The 13,880-nt window shown below is 67.5% G+C and carries 12 protein-coding genes; 10 read left to right on the forward strand and 2 right to left on the reverse strand.

What is annotated here, in order from left to right:
* The first annotated feature begins 35 nt into the window (after window positions 1-35).
* The 9 genes from OHB49_RS43660 to OHB49_RS43700 all read left to right on the forward strand — a co-directional run bounded on the left by OHB49_RS43660 (window position 36) and on the right by OHB49_RS43700 (window position 8,764).
* Window positions 36-1,211, forward strand: coding sequence for an aminotransferase class I/II-fold pyridoxal phosphate-dependent enzyme (locus OHB49_RS43660; protein WP_329167146.1), 1,176 nt, complete (start codon window positions 36-38; stop codon window positions 1,209-1,211).
* A 504-nt stretch (window positions 1,212-1,715) separates the two neighbouring features.
* The gene (locus tag OHB49_RS43665; protein ID WP_329167147.1) at window positions 1,716-1,883 is read left to right on the forward strand and encodes a hypothetical protein; all 168 of its coding nucleotides are present in this window, start codon (window positions 1,716-1,718) and stop codon (window positions 1,881-1,883) included.
* A gap of 111 nt (window positions 1,884-1,994) precedes the next feature.
* A complete protein-coding gene (locus OHB49_RS43670) occupies window positions 1,995-2,762 on the forward strand; it encodes an iron-containing redox enzyme family protein (protein WP_329167149.1) in 768 nt (255 codons plus the stop codon).
* Between the two features lie 104 nt (window positions 2,763-2,866).
* Window positions 2,867-4,141: an ATP-grasp domain-containing protein gene (locus OHB49_RS43675; protein ID WP_329167151.1), complete on the forward strand. Its 1,275-nt coding sequence runs from the start codon at window positions 2,867-2,869 to the stop codon at window positions 4,139-4,141.
* A gap of 50 nt (window positions 4,142-4,191) precedes the next feature.
* The gene (locus tag OHB49_RS43680) at window positions 4,192-4,386 is read left to right on the forward strand and encodes a nitroreductase family protein (RefSeq protein WP_329167152.1); all 195 of its coding nucleotides are present in this window, start codon (window positions 4,192-4,194) and stop codon (window positions 4,384-4,386) included.
* A 135-nt stretch (window positions 4,387-4,521) separates the two neighbouring features.
* A complete protein-coding gene (locus tag OHB49_RS43685) occupies window positions 4,522-5,766 on the forward strand; it encodes an MFS transporter (RefSeq protein WP_329167154.1) in 1,245 nt (414 codons plus the stop codon).
* 1 nt (window position 5,767) lies between these two features.
* A complete protein-coding gene (locus OHB49_RS43690; RefSeq protein ID WP_329167155.1) occupies window positions 5,768-7,042 on the forward strand; it encodes an ATP-grasp domain-containing protein in 1,275 nt (424 codons plus the stop codon).
* A 73-nt stretch (window positions 7,043-7,115) separates the two neighbouring features.
* Window positions 7,116-7,976, forward strand: coding sequence for a class I SAM-dependent methyltransferase (locus OHB49_RS43695; RefSeq protein WP_329167157.1), 861 nt, complete (start codon window positions 7,116-7,118; stop codon window positions 7,974-7,976).
* Window positions 7,973-8,764: a cysteine hydrolase family protein gene (locus OHB49_RS43700; RefSeq protein ID WP_443079723.1), complete on the forward strand. Its 792-nt coding sequence runs from the start codon at window positions 7,973-7,975 to the stop codon at window positions 8,762-8,764. The genes OHB49_RS43695 and OHB49_RS43700 overlap by 4 nt, the downstream gene beginning before the upstream one ends.
* 310 nt (window positions 8,765-9,074) lie before the next feature.
* Here the strand turns inward: OHB49_RS43700 and OHB49_RS43705 are convergent, their stop codons facing one another.
* Entirely contained in the window at window positions 9,075-9,566 is a 492-nt protein-coding gene (locus tag OHB49_RS43705; RefSeq protein ID WP_329167159.1) for an allene oxide cyclase barrel-like domain-containing protein, read from the reverse strand.
* Window positions 9,567-10,224: 658 nt separating this feature from the next.
* Here OHB49_RS43705 and OHB49_RS43710 point away from each other — a divergent pair.
* Window positions 10,225-10,866, forward strand: a complete 642-nt coding sequence (locus tag OHB49_RS43710; RefSeq protein WP_329167161.1) for an HNH endonuclease family protein — start codon at window positions 10,225-10,227, stop codon at window positions 10,864-10,866.
* A gap of 615 nt (window positions 10,867-11,481) precedes the next feature.
* On the opposite strand, the gene OHB49_RS43715 is transcribed toward OHB49_RS43710, so the two are convergent.
* Complete coding sequence (locus OHB49_RS43715) at window positions 11,482-13,566, reverse strand: SpoIIE family protein phosphatase (protein WP_329167163.1); 2,085 nt, start codon at window positions 13,564-13,566, stop codon at window positions 11,482-11,484.
* Window positions 13,567-13,880 lie beyond the last annotated feature (314 nt).

Consider the following 13,880-nt stretch of genomic DNA (forward strand, 5'->3'; position numbering starts at 1 on the left):
AGCCATCCGCCGTTGAGATTCACCGAGGAGCCAGCATGACCAAGCATCGCACCGACGACGCTTACACCAACAGCATCGAGTCGCCGACCTACCAGAGCGCTTCGTACTACTTCAGCAATGCGGAGCACGTGAAGGCGGGGCTGCACGACAGGTCCGTGCCCGCAGGACGGTACGGACGCTATTCCAACCCCACCTGGATAGAGGTGGAGAGCAAACTCAGCGAGCTGAGCGGGGCGGAGAGCTCACTCGTGTTCGCCTCCGGCATGGCCGCGCACGTCACGGCCTTCCTGGCGCTGCTACAGGAGGGCGACGAGGTGGTGCTGCCGTCCGAGTCGTACCGGCAGGTCCGCAATGTCTTCCACCACATCCTGCCGAAGTTCGGCGTGAAGGTGCACGAGTTCTCGATCCGGGATCCCGAGAAGTTCATCGAGAACGTCGCGGCCCTGCACGGGCGGATCAAGCTCGTGCACCTGGAGATGCCATCGTCCCCGCATATGTTCCTGATCGACGTCGCGCGCGTTCGTGCCGTCGTCGACCCGGACGTGATCCTGACCTTGGACAGCTCCTTCTCCCCGCCGCCGAACTTCTACGCCCTGCAGTGGGGTGTGGATCTGGTGCTCTTCAGCGCCACCAAGTACCTCAGCGGACACGGCGACATCGTGGCCGGCGTCGCCTCCGGGCGCGAGGAACTCATCGAGAAGCTCCGCTGGTACCGCGACACCACCGGTCCGATCACCGACGGCAATACGGCCTTCCTGCTGCGCCGCAGCCTCTACACCCTGCAGCTGCGCATGGAACGCGTGAACGCGATGGGACTTGAGGTCGCCCGGTATCTGGAGGACCACTCCAGCGTGGACCGCGTCTACTACAACGGTCTGGAGAGCCACCCGCACTTCAAGCTTGCCCAGCAGTACCTCAACGGCTTCGGCGGTGTGATCACCTTCGAACTGAAGATGACTGAGGAGCAGACCGCCGAGGTCGTCGATCGGTTGCGCGTGCCGTTCATGGCCTCCAACTTCGGAGCCCCGCACACGCTGGTCGAGCAGAGCACGTTCTTCACCTATTTCGAGTACTCGGAAGAGGAGTTGAAGAGCATCGGGGTCCCCCGCGGCACGGTGCGGCTCTCGCTCGGCTACCACAACGACGTCGCGGACATCATCAAGGACCTTGACCAGGCCCTCGCCCACGTCCAGGGGGCGCCCGCGTCCTGATGCCACTCCGCGCGGCGAGGCCGACCCTCCGACATGTCTCACCCGATCCATCGAAGTGAGCCCTGCCATGGCCCAGTACCAAAGGCCTGTCGCCCTGTTGACGGACCGGCTGAACGTGGCCGCCGTCGAGACGCTCGCCGACCATTTCGTCGTCCAGCACGGCGACTGCACAAACCGCGGTGACTTGCTCGCAGCCGGCGTTCTCGTCGTCCGCTCGATGACGGCCGTGGACGCCGAGGTACCGGCGGCCGCTCTGGGGCCCAGGTGCGTCGCACTAGCCTGGGCCAGCCTGCGTCCCGGTGGTGAACGCCCGCCGGGTCGGTCGCGCCTTGCGTCGCCGAACACGCCGTGGGGCTGCTGCGCTCCACCGCGCCGGATACCCGGGCCCGGCCGGCGCAACGGCGGGCAGCCTCGGATTTACCACTGCCTCAAGGCCAACACCTCGCCGCACCTGGCCGAACAGCTGCTGGGCAACCGCTCCTCATCGACGGGACCATCGCGGACGTGCTCAGGGAACGGGCTGCGCCGGACCCCGGACGGCCGGTCATCTTCTCGCCGTTCGGCCTCGGCATCCTGGACCTCGCGGTGGAACATCGGCTGTTCCGGCAGGCCCGGGAAGAGGGACGGCTCCTGGACGTGACCGGCTTCTTCGGCGAGACCCGTCGGTGGTGACGGCGCCGCACGCCCTCCCTCCTCCCGGCCCCTACGACTCACGGCTGCTGCACCCCCGTCTCCGGCAGCATCCCTTCCCCAACCATCGCATCACCCTTGAGAGGACGACGCATGTCTACCGCGGAAACCGAGATCCAGACCGACATCAACCACAAGCGCGTGCTGGACCTCGCCGAGTCTGTCTACCGCCACCCAGCGCTGAACAACGCCTTCTACGACCTGTGGCTCGGCACCGAGCTGCCCGCGGAGAAAGTGGAGATCGTCGCGCGCAACTTCTTCGCCCAGGTCGCCCCCACCGTCAACCGGCTTGCCCTGGTCTTCCTGCGGATGTCCCCGGACGACCTGGTGGCACGCTCCGAGACGATTGAGAACTTGAACGACGAGATGGGCAACGGTGACCCCTCGAAGGTGCACACCGTGCTCCTCAAGAACTTCTTCTCGGCTCTGCTCTCCCGAATCCAGAGCCGCCACGTCGCGTTCGACGACATCGACCCGACGGTCCTGCCCGCCACACAGCGCGTGATCGACGCAGGTGCCCGGCTCTTCGGCCACGAGAACGTCAAGATCGGCTGCGGGGCGCTGCTGGCGCAGGAATGGCACGCCTACGCCCAGCTCGTCTATCTCTACGAGGGGTCGCGCAACTACATGCGCCACTTCGAGCTGGAGGAGTTCCACGAGCACTGCGAGTTCTTCTACCTCCACATCGGCGCGGCGGAGAAGGAGCACAAGTTGCACGCCGTCTCCAGCTCCGCCGCTTTGTGCACGACTGAGGAGGACCTGGAGGCCCTGGAGTACGGGTTCACCAGCTATCTGAACCTGCTTGCCCAGTTCTGGCAGGAGCTGGCTGTCGCCGCTGGCCCGTCCGTCACCGCGGCCTGATCCCCGCCCATGGAGGAGGGCCTTCGCCGCAGGTTTTCCCCTCCCCGGGTCACCAGGTACAGCGAACCCTTCCCAGCAGCCACAGACCAACGAAGTGAGGCGCGATGACCGCCGTCCCCCGCGCAGTTGTGGTGATCGTCGATCCCTTGCGCGCAGGTATCAAACTCGCCCAGCTGTTCAACGGACTCGGCTACCGGTGCGCGGCCGTGCTGAGCGAGGAGAGCGACTCGGAATTCTGGCGCGCGTCCTTCCGCCCGCAGGATTTCCTGCTCACCCTCCAGGAGGCGCACGGCTTCGACACCCTCGTCCAGGCCCTGGGTGCCCACGAGGTGGCGTGTCTGCTGCCCGGCGGCGAGTCCGGCGTCGACCTTGCCGACAGGCTGACGCCGTACTTCCCGAGTGTTCCGGGGTTGAATCCCGCGATGGCACACGGGCGGCGCGACAAGTACTTCATGGCTGAACTGCTGACGGCCCGTGGTATCGCCGCGATCCCGCACTGCAGGACCGGGGACGTCGAGACCGCTCTGGCGTGGTACCGCAACCGGGGCGTGAGCCATGTCGTGGTCAAGCCGCTAGCGGGGACCTCGGCCGAGGGCGTGCACTTCTGTGCGTCGCAAAGGGATGTGCGAGATGCCTTCGCAGAACTCCTTGGCACCGTCAGTCTGTTTGGCAGGCGGAACAGTGAACTGCTGATCCAGACCGACATCTCTCGCGGCGGCGGCGTGGAGTTCACGGTCAACTCGGTCAGCTCGCGCGGACGCCACCACGTCACGGACGTCTGGCGGATGCGGCGGCGCATGGTCGACACCACCGCGGTCTGCGTCTACTCCGAGCTGGTGCACCCCGACGAGGACGAGTACAAGGTGCTCGACGCCTATACCCGGGGCGTGCTCGACGCACTCGGCATCGACAACGGCTCCGCGCACAGTGAGATCATGCTGACCTCCGGCGGACCGGTCCTGATCGAGACGGGCGCACGCATCGAGGGAGCCTGCGACCCCGGTGCCGCTCTGACCCTGTGCGGCCGGAGCCAGAACTCGCTGCTGCCGCAGAGCTATTTGGACCCGCCGGCCTTCGAGCACGCGATCGCCGGGCCCCGGCCCAGCCCCGCTCTGTACGCGCGCCACGTCTATCTGCTCAGCCCGGTGAAGGGCAAGGTCATCCGCGCACCCGACCTGGCTCGGATCCGCGCCCTGCCCACGTTCTACGGCATGGACACCACGCTGGACTCCGTCGCTGTCCTGGAGCGCACCGTCAACCTGGCTACCTGCCCGGGCAATCTCTACCTCGTCTCGCCCAGCCGGGAGCGCATTGAGGAGGACTACGCCGCGCTGCGGGACCTCGAGACCAGCCTCTATGCGGCCATGCTCACCGACTAGTACCTGCCGACCAATACCCGAGGAGCGTTTCTTGGACGCCGTGAACGGCGGTGCTGACGGATCAGAGTGCACCGAACGACGAGGAGCTCGCCTACCTCCTCCAGGATACGGCGACCGCTCCAGACTACGGCCAGATGCGCCCGTGGCGCTGGATCCTGGTCCATGGAGACCAGCAGTGGATTCTCGCGGCGCGCCGGGCCGCGGACGACCCGGACACCGCCACAAGGAGATCCTGCGTTCGATGAGAGGGGCCCTAGAGGGCGCCATGGTCGATGCGGGGGCCACGCCGGCCACGCGGCGTCCTCTCGCCGGTGTCGGCGCTCACCTCTCGGTCTTCGCCTGATGGTCGGACGTTCGCGACCACCGAGAGGAGCAGCGCGATGAAGCGGTACGCGTTGGTGCTGAAGGTGCCGGGGGTGTGGCAGACGATCGCCCTCAGCTGGTTGGTCAAGCTGCCCGTGATCTCGATACCCATCGTTCTCGCCCTTCAGGTGTCGCTGGGGCTGGGGCGCGGGCTGGGCTCCGCAGGACTCGTGACGGGCGCCTGGATGCTCGGGGCGATGGCCGGAGCACCACTGCTCGGCCTTGCCATGGACCGCCATGGGCTACGCCTTGTGCTGCTCGTCGGCGCGGTGGCCCAGGGCGCGTTCTGGGGGGTGGCGGCCGTACTTCCCTATCCTGTGCTGGTCGCCGCCGCGTTCCTGTCCGGCCTGCTATTGATCCCGGGCTCCACCGTCGTCCGTCTGGTGATCTCCGCCCAGGTGACCGCGGAGCACCAGCAGACGGGTTTCGCCCTCGACTCGATGACCAGCCAGCTGTCGTATCTGGTCGGACCGGGCTTGGGGGCCGTACTGGCGACACAGTTGTCCCCCTCTCTCGCCACCCGGCTGCTCGGGTGCGTGCTCGTCCTCGCGTCGGTGTCCCTCGCGATCCAAGTGCCCAGTGCGGTGACGGGCGGCAGTCGGCAGCGGGGCGCGAGAGCCGACAGCGGAAGCGGCCCGAACTGCGGGCTGCTGGCCCTCCTGGCCTGCACCTTCGCCGCCGGTGCGGTGTCCTCCGGATTCGAGATCTCGCTCCTGGCGGTGTTGCGCGCTGAGGGGGACGTAGCGTGGGTCGGGCTGCTGATCGCGATGTGTGGAGCGTACGCGGTGGCTGGCGGCTTCCTTTTCGGCATGCTCCGCTTCCCCGTACTTCCGTGGTCCCCGGTGTTGCTGCTCGGCCTCGTCACCTGGCCGCTAGGGCTCGTCACGGACTGGCGGGTCCTGCTGATCGCGGCCATGCCGGCGGCCATGCTCTCCGCGGCCTCCTTCGCGGCCACCGCGTCGGCCTTAGGCCGGGGCCGGCCGGCGCGGACACGGGGCCGGACGATGGGCTATTACGGCTCCGCGCTCGCCGGGGGCAACGCGCTGGGGGCCCCGCTGGCGGGACTGGGCATCGGCTGGGCCGGCCGGCCGGGCACCGGATTCGTGATCGTCGGCACCTTCTCGGTCGCCGTGGCGGCCGCCAGCCGGCTCGTACTGCTGCGCTCGCCCGCCGGGACGGACCCGGACGACCAGCTCCCGACCGACCCAGAAGCCCCTTCCCCTGCGACCCACATCAGAACCGACCTCGCTCAGGAAGGCTGACATGTCACAACCCCCCGTCGTCGCCATCGTCGACTCCTACGCTCTGTCGAAGACTCTCGCGGACGAATTCTTGAAGCAGGGGGCCGCGCTGGTCCGGGTGCAGAGCACCATCGAGGTGCCGGCCGCATACCGAGGACCGTTCGATCTATCGGAGTACGCCGAGAACATCGTCCACCACGGCGATCTGGACGCCACCGCGCGGGCCGTCGCGGCGCACCACCCGGTGGCCGTCGTCGCGGGCGGGGAGATCGGCGTCGAGCTGGCGGACGCCCTCAGCGAACGGCTGGGCCTTCCCACGAACGGCTCCGCGCTGAGCACCGCCCGGCGCGACAAGTACGTCATGATCGAGACGATCAAGCGGGCCGGGGTACCGGGGGCGCGGCAATTACTGGCTGGGTCCGGGGACGAAGTCGCCCGCTGGCACGAGGAGCTGGGCGGCCGAATCGTCCTCAAGCCGCTGCGCAGTGCAGCGGGCAACGGGGTGTTCTTCTGTAATACCCCTGAGGAGTCCACCGCTGCCTTTGCCCAGATAGCCGGCCACAGCAACGTCTTCTCTGAGCGCAACAGCGGGGCCGTTGCGCAGGAATACCTCCGCGGCACCGAGTACATGGTCAACACCGCGAGCCGGGACGGAGTGCACCGGATCTGTGAAATCTGGCGTACGACGCGCATCGCCGCCAACGGTGTGGCGGACCTGTCGGACACCGTGTACCTCATGCCCCGCAAGGGCGCCGCCCAGGAGGTGCTGACGGCCTACGCCGCGCGTGTGCTCGACGCCCTCGGCATCGCGCACGGTCCCGCTCACGTCGAGATCAAGCTGACGGCCGCGGGACCCCGGCTCGTGGAGGCGGGAGCGCGCATCTGCGGCGCCAATCTGCCGTACTACGCGCAGATCGCACACGGCAGGTCCCAACTGGACTGGACCGCCGAGGCCTATCTGCGTCCCGAGTACTTTCTGGCCCGTCATCAGGACCAGGAGGCCGAGGGGCAGTTCTGCGCGTTTGTCGGCCTGATCTCCCCCGTCTCCGGAACGCTGGCCCAGTACCGCGGACTTGAGGAGTTGCGGGACCTGGAGAGCTTTGCCGACGTGAGGGTGCACGTCCAGCCGGGCGGTCGTATCTCACGCACGGTCGATGACCTCACCTACCCGGCGGTGGTGGTGCTGATGCACGAGAGCGAGGAGACCGTGTTGCGGGACGCCAACACGATCCGGTACCTGGACGGCCCTTCCTTCTACGACGTGGCCCCCGACGACGAGGCCACGGCCCCGGCATGAGCAGGGGCTCTCCCCCACCGGCCTTCGGCACCCACCTGCCGAGCAACATTGCGAACACCTGAGGAACCTGTCGATGCCGACCACCACGTATACCGAGACGGCCCGCGCATGGGTCGCACGCTGGGACCGCCAGCAGGAAACCTTTCTACCGCAGCGCGAGGAACAGTTCACCGCGCTGATCGACGTGGTCGAGGAGATCAGCGAGCGACCCGACCCGCTGATACTTGACCTCGGATGCGGCCCCGGCTCCCTCGGGGCCCGCATCCTCGACCGCATCCCCGGCGCGACCGTCATTTCCGTGGACGCCGACCCGCTCCTGATCGAGCTGGGGCGTGCAGCGTACGCGGATGTACCGGGGCTCCGGTTCGCCGACGTGGACCTCCGCAACACCGACTGGGCGGACAACCTGGACCTCGACCGGCAGCCCGACGCCGCACTGAGCACCACCGCGCTGCACTGGCTCCACCCCGCGACACTGACATCGCTGTACGCCGGTCTCGCTGAGCTGCTGCGTCCCGGTGGCATCCTGGTCAACTGCGACGAGCTTGAACGCGACCGGGGGGCCTCACCTGTCCTTTCGCACCTCGACCGCGCGCTGCTCAGGCGCAGCAAGGGCCGGCTCCGGTCGCACGAGGACGCCGACAGCTGGTACGGCTGGTGGGAGGAGGTGCAGGCGGAGCCCGTTTTCGCTGCGGCGGTGGCCGAGCGGCGGCGACGCGGGTACGACGGCGAGAACCACAGCGATCTCTCCGCGGCCTTCGACATCCACCTCCGAGCCCTCGAACAGGCTGGCTTCTCAGAGGTCGGTACGATCTGGCAGCACGGCGAGGTCCGGCTGCTGTGCGGTGTGGTCGACTCCCCAAAGAACGTGGTGCCGGGCGACGAGCCGCACACGCACAACCACGCTCACGACGACGCGGGGACCACGCCGTGACGGGGGGCGGGACCAGGCTCCTTGGCCCCACCCCGCGCAACAGTTGGCGGGCCTCGGCCGATGAGGTCGACCTGTGCCGGCTCGTGCTACCCGCTCAGCCTGTGACCGTGCCCGCCAAGCCCCAGCGCCTCCGCCTCGACCTAGCCCGCACGGCTCTGGTCGTCGTCGACATGCAGAACGACTTCTGCGCACCCGAGGGCTGGCTTGCGTCCATCGGTCTCGACGTGTCCGGTGCCGAGAGCCTCGCCGCCGCGATCGCCGGGATGCTGCCCCCGCTGCGTGACGCGGGCGTGCCGGTGATCTGGCTGAACTGGGGCAGCCGCCCGGACCGCGTGAACATCCCGCCGAACGTTCTGCACGCCTATGATCTGGCCGGCACGGGCGGCGGCATCGGCTCGGTCCTTCCCGGCGCCGACACCCCGGTGCTGCAGGAGGGCAGCTGGGGAGCAGCCGTGGTGGATGACCTACGGCCGGTGGACGGTGACATCCACGTCACCAAGCACCGGATGAGCGGCTTCTTCGACACCCCGTTGGACTCGATCCTGCGTAACCTCCGGGTGGACACCCTTCTGTTCACGGGCGTCAACGCGGACCAGTGCGTACTTGCGACCCTGACAGACGCGGCCTGCCTGGGCTACGACACAGTGCTGCTGGAGGACGGAGTTGCCACCACGTCCCCCGATTTCTGCCTCCAGGCCACGCTTTACAACGTCGAGCGCTGCTTCGGCTTCGTCACTCGCGGAGATAGCCTCGTCTCCGCTCTCGCGGACCTCGGGATCGAGAAGTGAACGACGTCTTCCGCATGTTCTTCAACCAGAACCGCAACCCACACACGTCGAAGGGCCCGGTGAGAAGAATGACGAAGCATACGAGATTCGAAGTCGTGAGGGTTTGCCCCCCAACACGCTTTCCAACTCTGCACGTCCCCCGTTCGTCCTGGTTCACGGTCGTCCGTGGACCAGGCTCCTTGGGTTGCTCGCAAGGCGGCTGAACGGCCGCGAACGAGTGCTGTTCTCCGCTGAATCATGAGCAGACGGGCGCGGGAGGGGCACGGCCGGGGAGGTGGCCGAGCCGCTCGGCGAGGCGTCTCCTACCGTGTCAGTGGCTGAGGTTGAGGTTGAGCTGCGTATCTGTGGCACTGACGTTGACGGCTTGGATGTAGCCGGTGGCTTCGCGGTACTCCCCGGTGCCTCCGGTGATCGCGAACTTGATGTCGCCGGGGCCGGCAGCGGTAGAGGTGAACCGGCCTTGGAAGGTGATGTCTCCCTCGGCCAGGAGAAGAGAGCCCGTGCACTGCAGGTCGAACTCATCATCAGGGGCGGTGCGGGTCATTGTGCAGACCTCACCGTAGTTGCCGACCGGGACGCTGTTACGGAGGAGATCGCCGCTGACGACGATTTCGTCCCCTTGGCTGGGCCCAGATGACCCGTCCACATCAATGAAACTGGTCTGGGTCTGTCGCGCGATCAGCTGGGTGGCCTGCATAGACACGGCACCGGTACTGCTGAAAGCCGATGCCGGCTGAGAGCAAGCAAGGAGGGCAGCCAAGCCGATGGCCGTGCTCAGACCGACATGCTTGAAGTGACGCACTCTGTGCTCCTGTGGGACCTAGGGGGCGGCTCACTGACCAGGCGTCATGTGAGCCAACGGATTCCTAGGGCAGCCTTATGTGGATCGCACGGTACTGCGACCCGACGCGCTTATCCATTCAGGTGATACGACCGGAGGTGCATGTCCGAGGGACATCAAGGTCGGCTGCACCGGTTTGGCCGGTGTCCTGCCCGGTTTGGGGTCGGGCGTGATCAGGGAGCCTCCAAAGTGGTCTGATCGCCCCATGTTCGGACACAGGTTGGCCGGGCGCCTCTCCACGGCCGAGATGCCACCTTGGGCGGCGTCCGCTTTCCAACTGTGCACGGTCCCGTTCGTCCTGGTTCGCCGTCGCCCATGGGCCGGGCGTCTGCACTGCCTGCAGGCGAGCTGAACGGCCGCGTACGGCGGCGAGTGAGACTGCTGGCACGCTCAGCCGACAGCCGTAGGCCCGAAGCTCGTTCAAGTCGGGACAGATGGGCTGACACCCGCTTGTGACCAAAAATCACGCCATCGACGGTCAGCTGGAAAGGCCACACAGAACCGCGCTGACGCACCGTCATAAAATTTCACCGCCCGGGATCTACACGCATAGACCGCCCGGGCCCATCATGTGCGCGAGCCCACCCCTCTCAACTCCTCACCCTAGGAGCAGAAGCCCATGCGCACCAGAGAGCGCCGCAGCATCCTCACCACCCTCGTAGCAGCCGCCACCACTGCCCTCACCATCTTCGGCACCACCCCCGCACAGGCAGCACTGCCCACCCCGGTCAGCGCTGCCACCGCCCGCTCCTACCTTGCCTCCCTAACCGTGTCAGCCGAGCACTCCAGAACCGGCTACAGCCGCGACCTGTTCCCCCACTGGATCACCATCAGCGGCACCTGCGACACCCGCGAGACCGTCCTCAAGCGCGACGGCACGAGCGTCGTCACCAACTCCTCCTGTACCGCCACAAGTGGCAGCTGGTACTCCCCCTACGACGGAGCCACCTGGTCCGCCGCCTCCGATGTCGACATCGACCACCTCATCCCCCTCGCCGAGGCGTGGGATTCGGGCGCCGACAACTGGACCACGTCCAAGCGGCAGGCGCTCGCCAACGACCTCACCCGCCCCCAACTGCTCGCGGTCACCGACAACGTCAACCAGTCCAAAGGCGACCAGGACCCCGCCACCTGGTGGCCCTCCCGCACCGCCTACCGCTGCACCTACGCCCGTGCCTGGGTCCAGGTGAAGTACTACTACGGACTCTCGGTCGACTCCGCCGAGAAAAGCGCCCTGTCCTCAGTCCTCAACGGTTGCTGACTGCCCCAAACTCTCGTTCAACAGCAGTGCATCCGTCCCGCTGGAAGCATCCGGTGGGACGGAACGAGGGGGCCGACCTGGCCTTTTCCCGTCGTTCGCCGACCTGGGATGTCAGGCCCTGGCCCGTTGGATCGGCTAGCGCAGCAGCTGGGAGTGCGCCCCGCCTTACCGACGAAGCAGACGGCGGGCGAGTACCGCCGGGGCTCAGGGGCCGGCGACGACCGTCTGTGGGGCGTCAACCGCAGCAACAAGGGCGCCGGGAACGCGCTGGCGGCGCTGAAAACAACCGGCGGCGCGTCGCCCAGGACGCCGCTCGCCGCCATTACGACCACGCCCGGCACGCGGGTGGGCGCGGCGTGGCGGCATTCCAACGAGAAGAGCCGGGCCTACTACAACCAGCGCGCCGCGGGTCTACGGGGCGCTGCTGGCCGACATCGACGCCGGGCTCGGCACGGCCGGCGACCACGGCATCTTCGTCATGGGCTGGGGCGGGTCGGATCTCACCTACCAGCGCGAGCATCGCAAGCTGAAACTGACCGCCCGGTGGGTGGCGGCGAGCTGGCCCTCCGCGTCGCGGCCGACGCCGCCGCCGAGTTTCTGGAACAGAAGTACCCGTTATGAGGAGGGCGGCGGTGCGGTGACGGGTTCGGGAAGTGCTTGCTCGGCCCAGATGATCTTTCCGTGTCGGGTGGGGCGGGTGCCCCAGCGCTGGGTGAGCTGTCCTGTGAGGAACAGGCCGCGGCCGCCTTCATCGTCTTCCTCGGCGCGGCGTAGCTGTGGGGCTGTGCTGCTGGTGTCGGAGACTTCGCAGGTCAGTGTCTGGTCTCGGATCAGGCGTAGGCCGATGGTTCCGTTGGAGTAGCGCAGTGCGTTGGTGACTAGTTCGCTGACGACTAGTTCGGTGGTGGGGGTGAGGTCGTTGAGGTTCCAGGCGGCGAGCTGGTCGGCGGTGTACTTGCGTGCCTGGGCCACGTGCTCGGGCGAGGGTTGCAGGGTCCAGGACGCCAGTTGCTCGGGGCCGAGGGTGCGGGTTTTTGCCAGCAGCAGGGTCGCGCCGGGCTCAGGGGGCTGGGGGGTCAGGATGTCCATGAGGGTGTTGCAGGTTTCCTGGAGTGAGGCGGTGTCGGACGTGAAGAGGGCCTGGACCTGGGCCAGGGTCTGGGTGGTTTTCTGCGGCGTGCGGTCGTTGTGTTGGGCGGCGCTGGTGAGGATGAGGACGGTGCCTTTGGGCAGTTCGTGTTCCGTTGTCTGGTAGGTGGGTCGTCCCTGGCCGAGGGCTGGTCCTTGCGGGGTGTCGGCGAGCTGCACGGTGCCGTCCGGGCGGACGAAGACCGGTGGCTGGTGGCCTGCCGCCGACAGGGTGCAGTGCCGCGTGACGGGGTCGTAGATGGCATAGGTGCAGGTGGCTCCCACGGTCGCGGTGCGCGGTCCGGCTTCCGGGGTGGGGTGTTCCTGACCGCTGAGCCAGGTGACGAGCTCGTGCAGGCGTTGAAGAAGTTCGTCCGGTTCCAGGTTCAGAGCGGCCAGGGCGCCGATGGCGGCTCTCAGTTCGCCCATGGCAGCTGTGGCGCGGATGCCGTCGCCGGTGACGGTGCCGGCCGCCAGGGCGACCCGAGCGCCGGGCAGGGGGATGACGTCGGCCCAGTCGCCGCCGAAGCTGGAGGGCGGATAGCAGTGTGCGATCTCCACGGCGCTGTGGGTCGGGGCTTCGAGGGGCCTGAGGCTCATCTGGAGGATGCGGGCGGCCGAGCGGCCACGGCTGTAGAGCCGCGCATTGTCCAGGCACAGTGCGGTGTGGGCAGCCAGCTGCTTGGCGAGGGCGAGGTCGTCGTCCTCGTATGCGTCTGGGGAGCGCCAGCGGTAGAAGCAAGCGAGGCCCAGAACGAGGCCGCGGGCACACAGCGGAACCACGATCATCGAGCGCACCTGGACGGCTGTCAGCAGCCGGTAGCGAAACGGGTCGTCGGCCAGCCAGGCGGCGTCCGCGTCCAACTTGCTGATCAGGCAGGGACGAAGGTCTGCCATGGCCTGACGGTATGGCGATCCGGCCGGGAAGCTGCCGATTTCTCCGGCCATGGGGATCCGTGAGTCCTTGATGTCGTGCATCGAGTGCCAGCCCGCGCGCCGCAGCGCGATGCCCTCGATCAGCGGTCCGGGCTCAGGAGCCTCGCCGCGCAGCACTGGGTCAAGGAGGTCAACCGTGGTGGTGTCAGCGAAATCCGGGACGGCCGCTTCGGCCAGCTCCTGCGCCGTTTGAAAGACGTCCAGCGTCGTGCCGATCCGGGTGCTGACCCGGTGCAGCAGAGCCAGCCGCGCCTGGGCCTGGTAGCGCTCGGTGACATCCACGATCACTGTGGCCACCCCCAGGGGCCGCCCTCGCGCGTTATTCAGCCGGAACCAGGAGACCGCCGCAGTGACCTCGGCATACGGCTCGTAGGGGGACCGCAGCGTCACCAGGACATCGCGCCTGGGCGTGCCGGTTTCCAGCACCTCACGAACCAGGGCCTCGATGCCTTCAGCCTCTTCCAGACCACAGGCGCTCAGCGCCTCCGACAGCGTGCAGCCGAGGAGTTCCTCGATCGGGAAGGCTTGGATGTGGCGCGCAGCGGAGTTGAAGTACACGAGGCGCAGCCCGGTATCCAGAATGTGCAGGCCGATCGGGGACTCGGTGAACAGGGCGGTCAGAAGCGCATCACCCACGTCACCACCGGGACGACCCGGAATATCCCGCGGAGCGCTCACGGTAATCCTTCCTGCTGTAGGTGGCAGGCTTCGGCGCCTGCCCTATCCCCTGAATGATTTCATTCCAGACAGATTGTTATGAAGCAGAACAATCAGCCCCCTCCTCTGCCTCGCCCGCCGACGAGCAGACGCCCTCATCGCGATGCTCCGCGACGGCACCTTGCACGAATCTCAACCTGCCCCATCACCTTGACCAAACCCATAGGCCCCCGGGAGCGGCCGTGTTTCATAGGTGGTCAACCTGGCGGCGCTGGCGGAGGAGCTGAAGCGAG

Source organism: Streptomyces sp. NBC_01717 (genome assembly GCF_036248255.1).
Classification (GTDB): domain Bacteria; phylum Actinomycetota; class Actinomycetes; order Streptomycetales; family Streptomycetaceae; genus Streptomyces.